This window comes from Streptomyces misionensis, assembly GCF_007896895.1.
GTDB classification, from domain to species: Bacteria; Actinomycetota; Actinomycetes; order Streptomycetales; family Streptomycetaceae; genus Streptomyces; species Streptomyces misionensis_A.
On the sequence record NZ_VOGW01000192.1, the window covers coordinates 24,457 to 41,102 of the forward strand.

A 16,646-nucleotide genomic window follows, 5' to 3' on the forward strand; every position below is an offset into this window, starting at 1 on the left:
GGTCGTCGGGGATGTCTGGTTCGGGGGAGGAGGCGCCCTACGGGCGCACCCACGTGCCGCTCTCGGCGGACCGCGCCATCGCGTCCAGTGCGGCGGCGGCGCGCACCGCGTCCGCGAGCGTCGTGCCGTACGGCGTGCCCTCGGCGATGGAGCGCACGAACCGGTAGGCCTCGATGACCTTGAGGTCGTCGTAGCCCATCGCATTGGCCGCGCCCGGCTGGAACGCGGCGAACTCCCCGGCGCCGGGGCCGACGTAGACGGTGCTCATCGGCTGGTCCTGGTAGTCCGTGCCCCGGCCGACCGCGAATTCGTTCATCCTCCTGAAGTCCCAGGACACCGCTCCTTCGGTGCCGTGCACCTCGAAGCCGTAGCTGTTCTGCTCGCCGACCGAGACCCGGCAGGCCTCCAGGACGCCCCGGGCGCCGGAGGCGAAGCGCAGCAGACAGCCGACGTAGTCCTCGTTCTCCACCTGTCCCCGGGCACCGCCGGCCGCGCGGGCGTGGCCCGCGGTGGCGCCGCCCGGGAGGGCCCGCTCGGGGACGAAGACCGCGGTGTCGGCGGTCAGCGCGGCGATCTCGCCGAGCAGGAAGCGGGCCAGGTCGACGCCGTGCGAGGCCAGGTCGCCGAGTACCCCGCGACCGCCGCGCAGCCGCTCGTAGCGCCAGGTCAGGGCGGAGTCCGGATGGGCGGCGTAGTCGCTGAACAGCCGGATGCGCGCATGGGTGACGGTGCCGATCCCGCCGGCGGCGATCAGCTCGCGGGCGGCCTCGACGGCGGGCGCGTTGCGGTAGTTGAAGCCGACCGCGCTCTGCACCCCGGCCTCGCCGGCCGCGTCCGCGACCGCGCGGGCGTCCTCGGCGGTCAGCCCCACCGGCTTCTCGATCCAGATATGCTTGCCGGCCCCGGCCATCGCCACCCCGATCTCCCGGTGCAGGAAGTTCGGCGCGGTGACGCTGACCGCCCGCACCCGGGGGTCGGCGGCCACCTCCCGCCAGTTGCGGGTCGCGGCGGCGAACCCGTACCGCTCGGCGGCCTCCTCGGCCCGCCCCGGCACCTCGTCGGCGACCGCGATCAGCCGGGGCCGCAGCGGGAGCCGCGGGTAGTGGTGGGGGAGCCGGGCGTACGCCTGGGTGTGCACCCGGCCCATCCAGCCGAAACCGACGACGGCGACACCCAGTTCGTCCACCATGGCAGCCCCTCTCCGGTCCCGGCCCCGCTGTTTGGACCGGTCCATCTCCCTGCCGGTTCACCTTTGTTCGGACATGGCGGGGCTGTCAACCCTTTGACAGCAGGACTCACCCCATGGAACGGTCCATCCCATGAGACCGCCGACCATCCGCGACGTGGCCGAACGGGCCGGGGTGTCGAAATCGCTGGTCTCGCTGGTGCTGCGGGACTCGGGGCCGGTGCGCCCGGAGAAGCGGGAGGCCGTGCTGCGGGCCGTGCGCGAGCTGGGCTACCGGCCCAACGCGGCCGCCCGCAGCCTCAGCGAGCAGCGCACCCGCACCGTCGGCGTCCTCCTGGACGACCTGCGCAACCCCTGGTTCGTGGACCTGCTCGACGGCCTCAACCCGCCGCTGCACGCGGCCGGACTGCGCATGCTGCTCGCCGACGCCCGCCTCAACCGGCGGCTGGGCCGCGATCTCGCCGAACCCTTCCTGGACCTGGGCGTGGACGGACTGGTGGTGGTCGGCACGGTCCCGGACGCGGGCGCCCTCGGCGCGCTCGCGCGCCGGATGCCGGTGGTGGTGGCGGGCGCCCGCGAGCCGCAGCCGGACGGGGTGGACGTGATCGCCGGGGACGACGAGCGCGGGGCCCGCCTGGCCACCGAACACCTGCTCGACCTCGGTCACCGCAGGATCGCGCACCTCGCGGGCCGGGGCGCCGTCGGCGAACTGCGCCGGCGCGGCTTCGAGGCGGCGATGCGGGCCCGCGGCGCCGAGCCGCTGGTCGAGCCCGGCGATCTGACCGAGGAGGGCGGCTACCGGGGCGCCGTACGGCTGCTCCGCCGCCCGGAGCGCCCCACGGCACTGTTCGCCGTCAACGACATGGCGTCGGTCGGTGCCCTCTCGGCCGCCGAGGAGCTGGGCCTGAAGGTCCCGCGCGACCTCTCCGTGGCCGGCTACGACAACACCAGCATCTCCCGGCTCCGGCACGTCTGGCTGACCACCGTGGACACCGCCCCGCACGAGGTGGGGCGCCGTGCCGCCCACTGCCTGCTGGACCGCTTCGACCGGCCGGGCACCCCGGGGCGGCTCCACCTGGCGGCGCCGACGCTGGAGATCCGGGGCACGACGGCACCCGTGGCCGCCCTCTGAGGGCTCCCTCAGAGGGTGATGGCGTACGCCTTGCGCAGCGTCTCGTGCACGGTCCACGTCGTACGGTCGCCCGCGCGCAGCACCGCCATGTCGCCCGGGCCGACCCGCAGCGTCGGACCGTCCTCGCACTCGATCGTCGCCGAGCCGCTGATCACGACGAACAGCTCGTCGGCCTCGGTGTCGGTGACCACGCCCGGGGTGATCTGCCAGATCCCGCGTATCTGCCGGCCGTCCGCCGACTCCCAGACCACCTTCCCGGTCACCTCCGGGTTCCCGGAGACGATCTGCGCGGGGTCGAGGGGCTCGGGTTCGAGGTCGGCGTCGGGGATGTGGAGCGCGAAGCTGTGCGTCATGGGCCGACCCTAGTGGGGCCCGCACCCGCGCCGCCGTCGACAGTGTGTGCGGCATCCGGCCTGGTCACAGGACACTTCGTCGGGTCGCGCCGACTGGCGACGGGGTGCGGCGGGGGCGACCGTGGAAGACATGGCGGACTCGACCGCGGCGGCCCGCGGGCCGGACGGACCCCATGAGCACGCGCCGGGCGGACGGCCGCCCGGCGGGCACAGCACCCGCGAGGCCGTCCTGTTCGGCGGGGTCTACGGCGCCGTCCTCGCCAGCTCGATGGTCGCCGCCCTCAGCCGCTACGGCGGCACCACGCCCGCGAGCCGCCGCTACGACGCCGTCTGGCTGGTGGTGACCGCGCTCGCCTCCGCCCTGGCCCACGGCTACGCCCACTACATCGCCGAGCGCGCCCCGCACCGCCGCGGGGACGGCCTGCGCGCCCTGCGCGGCGAGTGGCCGCTGGTCACGGCGGTACTGCCGACGGTCTTCCTGCTCGCGGGCTCGGGCTGGGGGTGGTGGCCGGCGAAGGGCGTGGAGTACCCCGCGTTCGCCCTCAACATCCTGATCCTCTTCACCCTCGGCCTGATCACCGCCCGGCAGGCCGCGCGCACCTGGCCGTCCGCCGTCCTGATGGGCCTCGGCGACGCCCTCCTCGGCCTCGTCGTCGTGGTCGCCAACGCCCTCATCAAGTGATCCGGCCGCCGATGCCCGGGCACCCGCGCGCATACGGTAGGGTTGACCTGCGTGATCACGCGGAACACCCCGCGCGGAGCACGACGGGACGTGGCGCAGCTTGGTAGCGCACTTGACTGGGGGTCAAGGGGTCGCAGGTTCAAATCCTGTCGTCCCGACTCGAGAGAGTCGCGGTTCAGGGCCGGTATCGGAGACATCCGACACCGGCCCTGACCTGTTTGGTCCGACGTCTGTCCGGACCCGGGGCCCGGACGGACGTCAGCCCTCGCGGCCGGGGAGCATGGCCAGGGCCCGGGAGCGCTGGGCCACGAGGTCGTCGTAGGTGCCGTCGCGCTCGGCCCAGCGGTGGCCGAGCACGCCCTTGACGAGGATCTCGCGGGGCGTGGGGTCCGCCGACAGGAGGTCCATGACCTCGGTGGCGAAGTCGTCGAGCGGCAGCGCGTGCGGGTTCACCTTCTCCTGGCCGGCCGTGGCGACGGCCGGGGGGACGAGCTCGACGACGCCGACACCGGTGCCGTCGAGCTGCGCGCGCAGCGCCTCGGAGTAGGCGTGCACCGCGGCCTTCGAGGCGGCGTAGCTGGGCATGGGCGGGAACGGCAGGAAGGCGATGCCGGAGGTGACGGTGACGAAGGTGCCCGCGCCCCGCCCGACCAGATGCGGGGTGAAGGCGTCGACGACCCGGATGGTGCCGAGCAGATTGGTGTCGATCGTCGTCCGTGCCGCCTCGAAGTGCGCGGGGTCGCGCAGGTCCTCCAGGAGCATCACGCCCGACATGGTGACCACCGTGTCCAGCTCCGGGTACCGGTCGAGCACGGCGTCGCGGAGGGCGGCGACGGAGGAGTCGTCGGTGACGTCGACACGGAACGTGCCGAAACCTTCCCCGGCGAGTTCCGCGAGGGCCTCCGGGCTGCGGCCGCCGACGGCCACGGTGCTGCCCGCCGCGGCGAACCGCCGGGCCAGCTCCCGCCCGATGCCCGAGGTGCCGCCGACGACCAGAACGGTGCGGTGGGAGAGATCCACGAGATCTTCCTTTCCCTTTCGTGAACAGTTCCCTCGCAGTCTCGGCCGCGCCCGCCGGGCGGGGCAGTGCCCCCGTCTTCCCTGGTCCTGCCAGGGCCCCCCTTCGCAGCCGCGCACCGCATTACGGTGTCGGTATGAAGGACGAGGAATCCGGCAACCGGCTCGGCGCCTACCTGCGCGCCCGGCGCGAGCTGGTCACCCCGGAGCAGGCGGGGCTGCCGCCCGGCGGCAACCGCCGCGTGCCCGGCCTGCGCCGGGAGGAGGTCGCGCTGCTCGCCGGGATCAGCCCCGACTACTACCTGCGCCTGGAACGGGGCCGGGACAAGAACCCCTCGGTCCAGGTCCTCGAAGCGCTCGCACGCGTCCTGCGGCTCGACGACGTCGAACGGACGTATCTGCTCGGCCTCGCCGCGGCACGCCCCAGGGCGCCGCGCCGCAAGCGGCCCGAGCACGTGCCGGCGCGGGTGCACCAGCTGCTCGCCCACCTCCCGATCCCCGCGTTCGTCGAGGGGCGCGCGTTCGACGTCCTGGCCTCCAACCCGATGGCCGTCGCGCTCTCCCCGCGCCTGCGGCCCGGCGAGAACCGGCTGCGCTCCCTGCTCCTCGACCCCGAGGAGCGGGCCTTCCACCAGGACTGGGCGAAGGCCACCGCCGATTTCGTCGCCGCCCTGCGCACCACCATCGGGGACGACACCGACAATCCCCGGTTCATCGAGCTGGTCGGCGAACTCGCCCTGTCCAGCCGGCGTTTCCGCACCCTGTGGGCCCGCCACGACGTCCGCGGCCTCGACGGGGGCACGACCACGGTCGAGCACCCCGTCGTCGGTGAACTCCGCCTGCACCGCGACAAACTCCCGGTCGACGACGTCATCCTCGTCGTCTACTACCCCGACAAGGACAGCGACAGCGACGAGAAACTGCGGCTGCTCGCCGCGCTGGCGCACACCGGGTCCACCGGCACGGCGCAGGACGGAACGGCGGACGTCACGCGCGGGTGACGGGGGCGCGCGCCGCGGGTGCCGCACGGCGCGGGCGGGTCGAGGGCCCGGCCGAGGGGCGGGGTCGCACCGGCGTGTCGGGGGATGGCAGGATGACGGGATGCGCTGGGAGTCAGAGACGTTCGTGCAGGTCCGACGGCATAGTCGGGTCTTCGAGGTCGTGGTGCGCGGAGAGATCGACTACGACGAGAGCGACCTGCTCGGCGCTGCCTGGGACGAGGCGGACGAGTGCGACATGCCGGCCACGGTGGTGGACCTGACGGGGCTGACCTTCGGCGACAGCCAGCTGCTCCGCTCGCTGCTGGACGCGCGGCGGCGCCACCAGGCGGGCGGCCGCGTCTTCGTCCTCCTCGGCCCCCTGCAGGAGAGCGTCACCAGGCTGCTCACCATCAGCGGCACCCTGGAGCACTTCACCCTCACGAACTCCCGTGCCGAGGCGGTGCGTACCACCGGCGGGTGGTGACGGGCGCCCCTGCGCACCAGGGCGGCGGGCGTGATCGTCGTCACGGCGTGCATGTGCGGCGCGGACGGGGGTAACCGGGCGCGAGCAAGGACAGTCGCCCTCCGGGGCGGCTCGGGTACGAAAGGGGAGCGGGTTGACTGCGATCGGCGCGGTGAAGACGGACGTCTGCGCGGCAGACGAGGCGGTGGGGTTGGAGGTCACGGACCCCGCCGCGGTGGCTCCCAAGGACGCCCGCGAGCTGTCGAAGGTCTTCTTCGACCAGCTGACGCGGCTGGAGGAGGGCACGCCGGAGTACCAGTACGCGCGCAACACGCTCATCGAGATGAACATGTCCCTGGTCCGCTACGCGGCCGGCCGGTTCCGCAGCCGCGGGCCGGAGGAGATGGAGGACATCGTCCAGGTCGGCATGATCGGGCTGATCAAGGCGATCGACCGGTTCGAGATCTCCCGGGAGGTGGAGTTCACCTCCTTCGCCGTGCCGTACATCGTGGGCGAGATCAAGCGGTTCTTCCGTGACACGTCCTGGGCCGTGCACGTGCCCCGGCGGTTGCAGGAGGCCCGGGTCCAGCTGGCCCGCGCCACCGAGGAACTGCGCAGCCGGCTGGGCCGTACGCCCACCGTCAAGGAACTGTCGGAACTGATGTGCCTGTCCGAGGAGGAGGTCGTCGAGGCCCGGCTGGCCTCCAACGGCTACAACTCCGCCTCCCTGGACGCTGCCATCGGCGGCAGCGAGGACGGCGAGTCCGTGTTGCAGGACTTCATCGGGACCGAGGACGCGGCGCTCGAACTGGTCGAGGACTTCCACGCCCTCGCGCCGATGATCGCCGAACTGGAGGAGCGGGACCGGCTGCTGCTGCACCTGCGCTTCGTGGAGGAGCTCACCCAGGCCCAGATCGGCGAGCGGCTCGGGGTGTCCCAGATGCACGTCTCCCGGCTGCTCTCGCGCACGCTCAAGCGGCTCAAGGAAGGTCTGCTGACCACCATGTGACGCAGATCATGAAAATCGGGGGATGGAGTCCGGGATGCGGGGTATTGGCGGGCGAGTGAACGCAGCGCGAACGACTTCCATGGCGTCCTGGGTCCGTGCCGACGCCGGGCGGAGCATGCCCGCCGAACCGCCGGCCACGGTCGTGGAGTTCGACGGGGGAGCCGGCTGCATCGCCGCGGCGCGGCACCACGCGGCCCGGTTCCTGGGCCGCGTGCAGGAGGAACACGGCATCGAGGTCTCCGGCCGGGCCCTGGACCTCACCCAGCTCGTCGTCAGCGAAGTGGTCACCAACGCCTGCAAGTACGCGCCCGGCCCCGTCCGCCTGGGCCTGCGGATCGCCGCCGGCCTGGTCGAGATCTCGGTGTGGGACCGCGACCCCGCGCTGCCGGTGGCCCGGGCCGCCGAACCGAGCCGGGTGGGGCAGCACGGTCTGGAGATAGTGCTGGCCGTCGCCGAGACCTTCGAGGCCCGGCGCGAGGGTGCGGGCAAGAGGGTCACCGCCCGCGTCGCCCTCGCGGACACTGCCGCCGCCGGGCGCGCGGCCGGCCGGAGCCCCGGTGCGCGCTCGGCGGCGAGCGTCCCCCGCGTACGGTGACCCACCCGGTTCACGGCGCCCGCCGGGACCGGGAGTCGGGCATGCCCTGCCCCCCGCCGCCCACGGGGCTCACAAGCACACTGCCACCGACGGGAATTGTCCCCGGCCGGGCGAAGCGGGTTGCATCCGGCAGCCGGATGCGCAACTGTTGCCGGAAGGCATCTATTTCCCAGGGCAGGAAGGTGGTGGGGCGCGCACCAGGCGTGCCCCTGCTTGTGTGCGCTTTTCGCGGCTCCCCGCAAAGCCCGCGCGACGTCGCTGCTCATGTGGGTGCGGCGTGGGGCGAGGCTCCCTGCCCCGTACTGGTCGTCGACCGGCACGGCGCCCTCGTGCGGCTCAACCGAGCCGCACGCTCCCTCCTGCCGCGGGCCTGTGACGGTGACCGGCTGGACGGCATCGCGCCGGCCTGGCTCTCCGACGCCCATCGGCACGTGGTCGAAGGAACCCCGGGCGCCCCGTCGGGCCCGCTGACCGGCGCCATCGACGAACGCGTCTTCGAGGCCCATCCCTCGCCGTCCACGGACGGGGACGTGGTGTGGTGGCTGGTCGACGACACCGACCGCCGCCGGGCCGAACAGGCCCTGCACCACGCCCAGGAGCGGTCCGGCGTCCTCGCCGAGGCCTCCAGCCGGCTCCTGTCCACGCTCAACGTGCCCCGCTGCATGGAGGAGACCGCCGCCATGGCCGCCGAGCACCTCGCCGAGGCGGCCGTGCTCGTGGCGCCCCCGCACGGCCGGCGCCACACCCTGACGTACGCGCGCCGCGGCGGGCCCGTGAGCCAGGTGACCTGGAAGATAGATCCGTTCAGCGTGCACGGCCTCAGCGAGGCGCTCCAGGGTTTCCCGCCCGTTCCGGCGCGCTGGATCGACCCCCACGGCATCCCCGACTGGCTGCTCCCCGAAGGGTTCACCGAGCCGCCCGGCTCCGTCATCATCGCCCCGCTGCCCGGACACGGGGTGCCCGCCGGGGCGCTGGTCCTGCTGCGCTCCGGCACCGAGAGGACCTTCTCCGACGGGGAGGAGGCCTTCGCCCGGCTGTTCGCCGCACGGGCCGGGGCCGCCCTGTCCGCGGCCCGCCTCTACACCGAACAGGCCGCCATCACCGCCACGTTGATGCGTGAACTGCTCCCGCCGACCCTGGAGCGGGTGCACGGGGTGGAGTACGCGGCCGGATACCGCCCGGCCAAGGACCACGAACGGGTCGGCGGCGACTTCTACGACTTCCACCCCGGCGCCGACCCCGACCAGGAGACCGTCGTCGTCCTCGGCGACGTCGCGGGCAAGGGCCTGGACGCGGCCGTGCTGACCGGCAAGATCCGCAACACCCTGCACGCGCTGCTGCCGCTCGCCGCCGACCACCAGCAGGTCCTGACCCTGCTCAACGGCGCCCTGCTGACCTCCCATCACGCCCGGTTCGCGACGCTGGTGCTCGCCTCGGTGCGCCGCCAGGGCGGGCACGTGCGGGCGCGGCTGACCAGCGCCGGACACCTGCCGCCGCTGATCGTCCGCACCAACGGTGAGGTGGAACAGGTCCCCACCCGCGGCACCCTGGTCGGCGCGCTGCCGGCGGTCAGTGCGCAGACGGTCGAGGCGACGCTGGCGCCGGGGGAGACCTGTCTGCTGTACACCGACGGGATCACCGAGGCGCGCGGCGGCCCGCTCGGTGACGAGTTCTTCGGCGAGGCCCGGCTCAGGCGCGCGCTGGCCGAGTGCGCGGGCATGCCCGCGGAGGCGGTCGTGGAACGGGTGCAGATGCTCGCCGCCCAGTGGCTCGGCGGGGGCCGTCACGACGACATGGCGGTCCTCGCCATCAGCGCGCCCAAGAACGGTCCGCTGTCGGTGGTGGGCGGCGAGCCGTCGCAGATCAGGAGGAGCAGGTGAGTCAGGTCGCCCAGGCGGCCCCGCATCGTGAGCGGCTGTGGGACGCCGTCGTGGCCGGTGACGAGTACGCCGGCGTGGCCGTCGTCCAGGAGGCGCTGACCGCCGGTCTGGACGCGGAGGCGGTGCTGCTGGACGTGATCGCCCCGGTGCAGGAGAAGGTCGGCGAGGAATGGGCCGCCGACCGGATCGGCGTCGCGGTGGAGCACGCCGCCACGGCCGTCAACGAACGGGTGGTCGCCGCCGTCGCCCACCGGGCTGCGGGCGGCGCCGACCGGGCGCCGCGGGGCCGGGTGACCGTCGGCTGCGTGGACGGCGAGTGGCACGCCTTCCCGTCCCGGCTGGTGGCGGAGGTGCTGCGACTGCGCGGCTGGCGGGTGGACTACCTCGGCGGCCAGACGCCCACCCCGCATCTCATCGCCCATCTGCACCACACCGACCCGCAGGCCGTGCTGCTGTCCGGCTCGCTCCCGACGCGGCTGCCGGCCGCCCACACGGCGATCACCGCCTGTCAGGCCGTCGGGGTCCCGGTCCTGGCCGGCGGCCGCGCCTTCGGCCGGGACGGCGAGCACGCCCGGGCGCTCGGGGCCGACGCGTGGGCCCCGGACGCCCGCGGCGCCGCGGACGTGCTGGCGCGCGGCCTGCCGCGGCCGGCCCCCGCGGCGGTCCGCCAGGTGGTCGACGACCTGCCGCACCTGGCCGACCAGGAGTACACGCTGGTCGTCCACTCCCGCGGGCAGTTGGTGAAGCAGACCCTCGTCGACCTGGAGGACCGCTTCCCCGCGGTGCGCTCCTACAGCGACGTGCAGCGCGAACGGACGGCCGAGGACGTCGCCCACATCGTCGACTTCCTCGCCTGCGCCCTCTACGTCGACGACCCCGAGGTGTTCTCCGCGTTCCTCACCTGGACCGCCGGCATACTCGAGGCGCGCGGTGTCCCGGCGCGCTCCCTCTCCGCGGGCCTGGACCTCCTCGCCGCGCGACTGCACGACTTCCCCCGCGCGTCGCGCCTTTTGGACGAGGGGAGCCGCGCGCTCGCCGCCCGCCCCGGTGATCTCGCCGCCGGCCCCGGCACCCGCGTATGACCGGTTACTTCCCCGCCGAGTTCAGCGTGGAGATCACGGAGCATCCCGCGAGCTGTACCGTGCGCATCGCGGGCGAGCTGGACTACGACACGAGCGACGAGCTGGTGGAGGCCGTCGTCGGGCATCTGCGCGGCCGACCGCACACCGGTGAGGTCCGGCTGGATTTCACCGGCCTGACCTGGATCGATTCCTCGGGGCTCTCCGCCTTGCTGATGATCCACCGGGCCACCAGCGCCCTCGGGGCGGCCCTGCGCCTGGACAACCGGCCGGGCTTCCTCGACCACCGGCTGCGCCTCACCGACATCCTCGACCACCTCACCGGCCCCGTGACCCCCGCCGGTCTTTCCGCCCCCGGGGAGGACGGCGACCAGTCCCGGGCCGGGGCCCGCTGAGGGGATTCTCCGGACCTCCGCCGAGAGGTGGGCCACACCCGGCGCAGATCCGGCGCTCGACGGGGTAAGCGCACTCGTGAGGAGGTCGTGAGATGCCTGCACAGGAAGGTCACACACCGGAAGTTGCCGTTTGACAACTATCGCCGTATGTCAACAAAGTGGCCGTGTCGCATGTGCACGGGGAAGGAACAGGGATGCTCCGGTCTGCGCGGGCCGCTGCGGGTGCGAGCCGCCGTGCACGGCGGACGACCGCGCGGCACGGCGTGGTTCAGGCGGACTTGCTGCCGGACCCGTGGGTGTGGTCCTCGTGTATCTGCGCGGCCGCCGCGGCGCAGAACGCCTCGAGGCCCTCGGCGAGGGCGGTCCGTTTCGCCGCGGGCATCAGTTCGAGCACCGCACGCAACTCCGCCTCCCGGCGTCCGCGCAGGTCGGCGAGGAAGGCGCGACCCCGGCCGCTGAGGCCGAGGCGCACCTCGCGCCGGTCTTCCGGGCTGTTCCTGCGCTCCACGAAGCCCGCCGCCTGGAGCCGGTCGAACAGCCGGCTGGTCGCGGGCGGGGTCGAGGCGAGGGACTCGGCGAGCGTGCGCATGTTGACGCCGTCGTTGTGCTCCAGGATGTGCAGCAGGCGCAGCTGGGACGCCGAGGCGGGCGCGGTCGAGGCCCGGCCCCACAGGACTTCCAGCAGCTCCGCGGCCGTGGAGGCCACGCGTGCGATCTCGGCGGGCTCCGGGCGGCGGTGGAAGGCAGTCACGGTCACACTCTCGCAGGCACTGGGGTGCCCGCCAGCGTACTAGCTATGGGTGCCGGCGGCGGATGGCCCGAGCGAACGGCGCGGTCCACGGGGTGTGGCTCCCCGCGCCTCTCGGATCCACACGTTGTCCGGCGACAGAGATTGGTTCATTTCTCATCGTGAAGAGATTCATCGCCGCCGAACGCGCCCTGCGGACGGCGGCCCCCCACCAGTTGCTCGACGCGTTGCGCGGTGTGCTGAAGGAGCAGTACGCGGCGCAGGCCGTCGAGTTCTTCATCGCCGACTACGGCCTGAGCGTGCTCCAGCCGGTGTGCGCGCCGTCGCGGCCGGTGTCGGTGTTCAACACGCCGGCGGGCCGCGCCTTCGGCTCGCAGCGGTGCCACGGCGAGCACCGCCCGGACGGCCGGGTGCGGCTTCATCTGCCGGTCAGCGTGCGGGGCGACCGGATCGGCGTGCTGTCCGTGACGCTGCCCGGCCCCGATCACGCCCGCCACGACGAGGACGAACTGGGCGAGGTCGCCGAGGTGCTGGGGCGTGAGGTGCTGGTGGCCGAGCGCGACACGGACCTGTATGTGCGGGCGCGCCGCAAGGACCGGCTGACCCTCGCCGCCGAGATGCAGTGGCAGCTGCTGCCCGGCCGTTCGTTCTCGCTGCCCGAGTACGACCTGGCCGCCCAACTGGAACCCGCCTACGCCATCTTCGGCGACAACTACGACTGGTCGGCCACCGCCGACCGCCTGATGCTGTACGTCACCAACGGCATGGGCGAGGGCATGGAGGCGTCCCTGCTGACCACCCTGGCCATCAACGCCCTGCGCAACGCGCGGCGGGCCGGTGTCTCCATCGCCGACCAGGCCGCCCTCGCGGACCAGGCCGTCTACGGCCACTACCGCGGACGGTGCCACCTGTCCGTCCTGCTCTTCGACTTCGACGTGGCCACCGGGCGGGTGAGCGTGGTGGACGCCGGCTCCCCCCATCTGCTGCGGCTGCGGCGCGGCGTGGTGGAGCGCATCACGTTCGACGCCCAGCTGCCCCTCGGCATGTTCGAGGAGACCGACTACGTGGCCCAGGAGTTCGAGGTCGAGCCCGGCGACCGGCTCGTCTTCGTCAGCGACGGGGTGCACGCGGTGGCCTCGCCGCTCGGGGAGCCCTACGGGGAGGCCGCCCTGGTCCGGGCCATCCACTCGACCCGGCTGCTGCCCGCGGCGGAGGTGCCGCGCACCGTCCTGCGCGAGCTGACCGGCCACCGGGACGGGGCCGACCCGGAGGACGACGCGCTCGTGGTCTGTCTGGACTGGCGGGGCCGGCCGAACGGGCACTGACCGCTCACGTCCGCGGCGTCGGCGGCGCGAAGAGGTCCTCGGCGCCGATCAGGGACAGCAGGCGGCCGACCGCGGGGCCGGCGGCGCGGACGACCACCGTCTTGCCCTCCCGGACGGCCCGTTGGCGCAGGTCCATCAGGACGGCCAGGCCCGCGCAGTCGCAGAAGCCGAGTCCGTCCAGGTCCAGTGCGAGGCCGCGGTCCGACCGGGCGAGCGCCGCGAGCAGGCCGCCACGGAGCCGATCTCCGGAGTCGAGGTCCAGCTCGCCCGCTATCTCCACCCGGGTCCAGGCGCCGTCCGCCGTGTACGAGGCGGTCGCCAGGCCCGGGGGCAGCGGGGCCCGCTCGCCTTCCCGGCTCCCCCGACGGCCTCCTGGCGCGAGAAGGAGAGAGGCGTGGCGGACAAGGTCTTGCATGGCTCACTCCCTCAGCTGAGCGCCCCGGGTCGGCTCCCACGTTCCCCGCGGCGCAGAAATACGTCAAGTGATGCATGAAATGTAGTACGTGTTTTTGAGTGCATGAACACCGCCTCGGTAAACTCGGGGCATGGATGGAGTGCCCGAGCCCCACACCGGATGGACGTTTCTGACCAATCACGCCCGCGTTCTCGCGGCCATCGCGGACAATCAGAACGCCCGCATCCGCGACATCGCCGCGCATTGCCGGCTCACGGAACGAGCCGTGCAGAAGATCATCGTGGATCTGGAGGAGGACGGTTACCTCTCCCACACCCGGGAAGGACGCGGCAACACCTACCGGATCGACCCCGGCAAGGTCCTGCGCCACCCGGCCGAGGCCGGGCTGGGCCTCACGGTCGCCTCGTTGCTGTCGCTGCTCGTCAAGGACGAGGCGGACCGCTCCGGCCCGGTCGCACCGCCCGGCCCCCGGCACGCGGACGCCCTGCGGCGGTAGCCCGCACCGGCCGGCGGACGAGCGGCGGGCCCGTGCCACCACATCCCCGAAGGCGGTGCCCATGCAGACGTTTCTGCCCGATTCCGACTTCCGGCGCTCGGCACAGCTCCTCGACCGCCGCCGCCTGGGCAAACAGCGCGTCGAGGCGTTGCAGGTCCTGCGCGGCCTGACCGTCCCCGGCTACGGCTGGCGCAGGCACCCGGCGGTGCGCATGTGGAGCGGCTACGAGGAGGCGCTGGTCCGCTACGGCCTGGAGGTCTGCCGGGTCTGGCGGGAGCGCGGGCACCAGGACAGCTGCGCGGCCTCCCTGGTCGCCGGGTACGAGGCCGCCCGGCCGGGGGCCTCGGTGCGCGGCCAGGCCGCGCTCGCCGCCGCCGGGGAGCTGCCGCCGTGGCTCGGCGACCAGGCCTTCCACCGCAGCCACCAGTCCGCGCTGGTGCGCAAGGACCCGGACGCGTACGCACCCGAGTTCCCCGGCGTGCCCGACGACCTGCCCTATGTGTGGCCGGCCTCCGACCGGGAGGACGGCCGGGCCCGGCGGGACACCTGAGCCTCACCCGCCGCCCCCGGCGCACGCCGCGGCCCACCGCAGCGCCGCCGTGCGGCCCCGGTCCGGGACCGTCCACAGGGCGTGGCCGCGCAGCCCCCAGCGCCCCAGCAGGGCGTTGGCGGCGAGGAAGCCGCTGGTGGCCGCCCGCTCCATCAGCGCCACCGGCAGGCCGGTGCGGACCGTGTCGCCCGCGACGACGAGGCCGGGCGTGGGCGTGTCCACCGTGGGCCGGTCGGCGTGGCCGCCCACGGCGAAGAGCGGACAGTCGGCCCGCCACTCGTGGCGGGCGTCGACCACCCCGGCCCGGCGCGTCTCCGGGTACACGCGGTGCAGCTCGTCGAGCAGTTCCTTGCGCACGGTCGCCGGGTCGGCGTCCTCGGCCAGGGCGTAGGCGTGCAGTTCGACGACCGAGCCGCCGGTCCGGACCGCCCAGCGCGCGGCCTCCCCCTCCCAGCCGCTGACCACACTGACGTTGTCCAGGGGACCGTAGCCGCTGGTGCCGAGGAAGCCGGGCCGGTCCGGCCGCACCGGCCGGTCCAGCCACAGGCGCGAGACCAGGAACGGCGGTGCGGTGCGCAGCCGTGCCACGCGCTCGCGCCACGGCGCGTCGCCGAGCCCGCCGCAGCGGGCCACCAGGGAACGCAGACCTGCCGGGTCGAGGGCGAGCACCACGGCGTCGTACGGCTCCTCGCCGCCGCCCGCGGCGGTCACCGCGAGGCCGCCCGCGGGCCGCGGGGAGACGGCCTCCACCGCGGTGCCGGTGCGCAGCCGCGCGCCGAGCCCGCGCAGCCGTTCGGCGAGCGGGTCCCACAGCGCCTGCGGGAACGGCTCGCGGGGCACGTCGAACAGCAGGCCCTCCGACGAGCCGAGGAAGTAGATGTGGAACATCAGCGCCATCTCCGCGGCCGACAGCTGCCGGGGATCGGCGAAGAAGCTCCGGGAGAACACCTCGAAGGCCAGATGCCGCGCCGCCGGCGGGAACCGGATGGCCTCCAGGAAGTCGTACGCGCTGACGTGGTCGAACCGCTCGTACACCTCCGGCACCCGCACGTCGAACAGCGGCAGCGCGGCGCGCGGCCGCATCCGGGCCAGCTCGCGCACGCCGAACGACCCGCTCAGGGCCGCGAAGCCGAGCGCGCTCAGCGGCGGTGTGCGCGGTACGTGCCGGAAGCCGTCCCGCCGGCCGCCGGCGTGCCGCAGGGGATAGTCGGGGAGAGGGGTCAGCCGGTCCAGCGACGGGTCCGTGCGGCGCAGCAGGGCACGCAGGTTGTAGTACTGCCGGAAGAAGGCGTGGAAGCCCCGGCTCATCGTCACCGCCGTGCCGTCGGCCAGGCGGGTGGGCCATCCCGCGAGCCGCCCGCCCAGCTGCTCCGCGCGCTCGTACACGGTGACGCGCACGCCCCGCTCGGCCAGCGCGGTCGCCGCGGTCAGGCCGGCGATGCCGCCGCCGACGACCGCCACCCCTGGGGCGCCGGACCCCTCGGCGCGCGCGGCGCCGGGCGGCGCGGGCAGCAGCCGGGCCAGCCGGTCCCGGCCGGGCCTCGACGCGCGGGCGGGTGCGAACCGGCGGCCGGGTACGGTCATCGTCCCGCCCCCGCGACCGCGGCGGACGGGCGGCGGCCGACGACGGTGTGGGTGATGCCCGTCTGCCAGCCCGGCAGCGGCAGCACCCGCACCCGCTCGAACCCGGCCCGCCGCACGCGCCGCCCCAGCTGACCGGCCGTGTCGAAGGCGCCGACGCTGCGCCACAGGTGCCGGTAGAGCGGTCCGTCGCCGAGCAACGTGGCGACCGGCAGGACGAGCCCGCCGCACACCGCGCTCCACACCGCGCGGTGCGCCGCGCGCCCGCTCAGCGCGTACTCGTGCACCGCGAGGCGGCCGTGCGGCGCGAGGAGCCGGTGGACGTGCGCGAGGACGGCGTCCGGATCGGTGGTGTTGCGCAGCAGGTAGGCGGCGAAGACCGCGTCGAACGGGCCGCGCACCCCGGCCTCGGTGAGCCGCTCCACCGGGGCGTGCACGAAGCGCACCGGCCGGGGCCACGACCGGCGGGCGGCGCGTCGCAGCATGCCGGCCGAGGCGTCGACGGCCGTGATGTCCGCACCCGGCAGCACGGCGGCCAGCGCCGCGGTGGAGCCCCCCGTGCCGCAGCCGAGGTCCAGGACCCGCAGCCCGTCGCCGGGACTGCGCAGGCCGAGGCGGCGGGCGGAGCGGCGCAGATGGGCGTGGTGGCCCGGGTCGGCCGCCGTCAGCAGGTCGTAGCGGCGGGCGGCACGGTCGAAGGCGGCGGCCAGGGCGGTGTCGTGCAGCAGGGGCATGCGGACTCCATGGGGGGTGCGGGGAG

19 protein-coding genes and 1 tRNA gene are annotated in these 16,646 nt (G+C 74.2%); 13 read left to right on the forward strand and 7 right to left on the reverse strand.

The window, feature by feature from the left end:
* Positions 1–37: 37 nt before the first annotated feature.
* Positions 38–1,189 (reverse strand): Gfo/Idh/MocA family protein, encoded by a 1,152-nt coding sequence (locus FRZ03_RS35105; protein ID WP_146469109.1) that lies wholly within the window; start codon positions 1,187–1,189, stop codon positions 38–40.
* Positions 1,190–1,319: 130 nt separating this feature from the next.
* On the opposite strand from FRZ03_RS35105, the gene FRZ03_RS35110 reads away from it, so the two are divergent.
* Positions 1,320–2,318 (forward strand): LacI family DNA-binding transcriptional regulator, encoded by a 999-nt coding sequence (locus FRZ03_RS35110; protein ID WP_146469110.1) that lies wholly within the window; start codon positions 1,320–1,322, stop codon positions 2,316–2,318.
* 8 nt (positions 2,319–2,326) lie between these two features.
* On the opposite strand, the gene FRZ03_RS35115 is transcribed toward FRZ03_RS35110, so the two are convergent.
* Positions 2,327–2,671 carry a cupin domain-containing protein gene (locus FRZ03_RS35115; RefSeq protein ID WP_146469111.1) on the reverse strand — a complete coding sequence of 115 codons (345 nt, stop codon included), beginning with the start codon at positions 2,669–2,671 and terminating at the stop codon, positions 2,327–2,329.
* A 130-nt stretch (positions 2,672–2,801) separates the two neighbouring features.
* Between FRZ03_RS35115 and FRZ03_RS35120 the strand changes: the two genes are divergently transcribed.
* Both FRZ03_RS35120 and FRZ03_RS35125 read left to right on the forward strand, forming a co-directional pair.
* On the forward strand, positions 2,802–3,353 hold the full coding sequence (locus FRZ03_RS35120) for a hypothetical protein (protein ID WP_146469112.1): 552 nt from the start codon (positions 2,802–2,804) through the stop codon (positions 3,351–3,353).
* 84 nt (positions 3,354–3,437) lie between these two features.
* A tRNA-Pro gene (locus FRZ03_RS35125) sits at positions 3,438–3,511 on the forward strand.
* A gap of 100 nt (positions 3,512–3,611) precedes the next feature.
* Here FRZ03_RS35125 and FRZ03_RS35130 read toward each other — a convergent pair.
* A complete protein-coding gene (locus tag FRZ03_RS35130; protein WP_146469113.1) occupies positions 3,612–4,373 on the reverse strand; it encodes an SDR family oxidoreductase in 762 nt (253 codons plus the stop codon).
* Positions 4,374–4,507: 134 nt separating this feature from the next.
* Here FRZ03_RS35130 and FRZ03_RS35135 point away from each other — a divergent pair, with 134 nt between their 5' ends.
* The 7 genes from FRZ03_RS35135 (at position 4,508) to FRZ03_RS35165 (ending at position 10,771) form a co-directional block, all read left to right on the forward strand.
* Positions 4,508–5,371: a helix-turn-helix transcriptional regulator gene (locus FRZ03_RS35135; protein ID WP_146469114.1), complete on the forward strand. Its 864-nt coding sequence runs from the start codon at positions 4,508–4,510 to the stop codon at positions 5,369–5,371.
* Between the two features lie 100 nt (positions 5,372–5,471).
* Positions 5,472–5,834 carry an STAS domain-containing protein gene (locus FRZ03_RS35140; RefSeq protein WP_186785792.1) on the forward strand — a complete coding sequence of 121 codons (363 nt, stop codon included), beginning with the start codon at positions 5,472–5,474 and terminating at the stop codon, positions 5,832–5,834.
* 142 nt (positions 5,835–5,976) lie between these two features.
* The gene (locus tag FRZ03_RS35145; protein WP_146469126.1) at positions 5,977–6,822 is read left to right on the forward strand and encodes an RNA polymerase sigma factor SigF; all 846 of its coding nucleotides are present in this window, start codon (positions 5,977–5,979) and stop codon (positions 6,820–6,822) included.
* Positions 6,823–6,937: 115 nt separating this feature from the next.
* The gene (locus tag FRZ03_RS35150) at positions 6,938–7,417 is read left to right on the forward strand and encodes an ATP-binding protein (RefSeq protein ID WP_261399477.1); all 480 of its coding nucleotides are present in this window, start codon (positions 6,938–6,940) and stop codon (positions 7,415–7,417) included.
* A 215-nt stretch (positions 7,418–7,632) separates the two neighbouring features.
* Positions 7,633–9,297, forward strand: coding sequence for a PP2C family protein-serine/threonine phosphatase (locus tag FRZ03_RS35155; protein ID WP_464862775.1), 1,665 nt, complete (start codon positions 7,633–7,635; stop codon positions 9,295–9,297).
* A complete protein-coding gene (locus FRZ03_RS35160; RefSeq protein WP_146469117.1) occupies positions 9,294–10,379 on the forward strand; it encodes a cobalamin B12-binding domain-containing protein in 1,086 nt (361 codons plus the stop codon). The genes FRZ03_RS35155 and FRZ03_RS35160 overlap by 4 nt, the downstream gene beginning before the upstream one ends.
* On the forward strand, positions 10,376–10,771 hold the full coding sequence (locus FRZ03_RS35165; protein WP_146469118.1) for an STAS domain-containing protein: 396 nt from the start codon (positions 10,376–10,378) through the stop codon (positions 10,769–10,771). Before FRZ03_RS35160 ends, FRZ03_RS35165 begins: the two co-directional genes overlap by 4 nt.
* A 268-nt stretch (positions 10,772–11,039) precedes the next feature.
* Here FRZ03_RS35165 and FRZ03_RS35170 read toward each other — a convergent pair whose 3' ends face one another.
* A complete protein-coding gene (locus FRZ03_RS35170) occupies positions 11,040–11,528 on the reverse strand; it encodes a MarR family winged helix-turn-helix transcriptional regulator (RefSeq protein WP_261399479.1) in 489 nt (162 codons plus the stop codon).
* Positions 11,529–11,680: 152 nt separating this feature from the next.
* Between FRZ03_RS35170 and FRZ03_RS35175 the strand changes: the two genes are divergently transcribed.
* Positions 11,681–12,844: a PP2C family protein-serine/threonine phosphatase gene (locus tag FRZ03_RS35175; RefSeq protein WP_146469119.1), complete on the forward strand. Its 1,164-nt coding sequence runs from the start codon at positions 11,681–11,683 to the stop codon at positions 12,842–12,844.
* Positions 12,845–12,848: 4 nt separating this feature from the next.
* Here the strand turns inward: FRZ03_RS35175 and FRZ03_RS35180 are convergent, their stop codons facing one another.
* Positions 12,849–13,259: an STAS domain-containing protein gene (locus FRZ03_RS35180; RefSeq protein WP_146469120.1), complete on the reverse strand. Its 411-nt coding sequence runs from the start codon at positions 13,257–13,259 to the stop codon at positions 12,849–12,851.
* A 130-nt stretch (positions 13,260–13,389) separates the two neighbouring features.
* Here FRZ03_RS35180 and FRZ03_RS35185 point away from each other — a divergent pair, with 130 nt between their 5' ends.
* Together FRZ03_RS35185 and FRZ03_RS35190 are read left to right on the forward strand one after the other, a co-directional pair.
* A complete protein-coding gene (locus FRZ03_RS35185) occupies positions 13,390–13,755 on the forward strand; it encodes a MarR family transcriptional regulator (RefSeq protein ID WP_146469121.1) in 366 nt (121 codons plus the stop codon).
* Positions 13,756–13,816: 61 nt separating this feature from the next.
* Complete coding sequence (locus FRZ03_RS35190; RefSeq protein ID WP_146469122.1) at positions 13,817–14,305, forward strand: MSMEG_6728 family protein; 489 nt, start codon at positions 13,817–13,819, stop codon at positions 14,303–14,305.
* A 3-nt stretch (positions 14,306–14,308) separates the two neighbouring features.
* Here the strand turns inward: FRZ03_RS35190 and FRZ03_RS35195 are convergent, their stop codons facing one another.
* Together FRZ03_RS35195 and FRZ03_RS35200 are read right to left on the reverse strand one after the other, a co-directional pair.
* Positions 14,309–15,889: an FAD-dependent oxidoreductase gene (locus tag FRZ03_RS35195; RefSeq protein WP_146469123.1), complete on the reverse strand. Its 1,581-nt coding sequence runs from the start codon at positions 15,887–15,889 to the stop codon at positions 14,309–14,311.
* On the reverse strand, positions 15,886–16,620 hold the full coding sequence (locus tag FRZ03_RS35200; RefSeq protein WP_146469124.1) for a methyltransferase domain-containing protein: 735 nt from the start codon (positions 16,618–16,620) through the stop codon (positions 15,886–15,888). Before FRZ03_RS35200 ends, FRZ03_RS35195 begins: the two co-directional genes overlap by 4 nt.
* Positions 16,621–16,646: the final 26 nt, after the last annotated feature.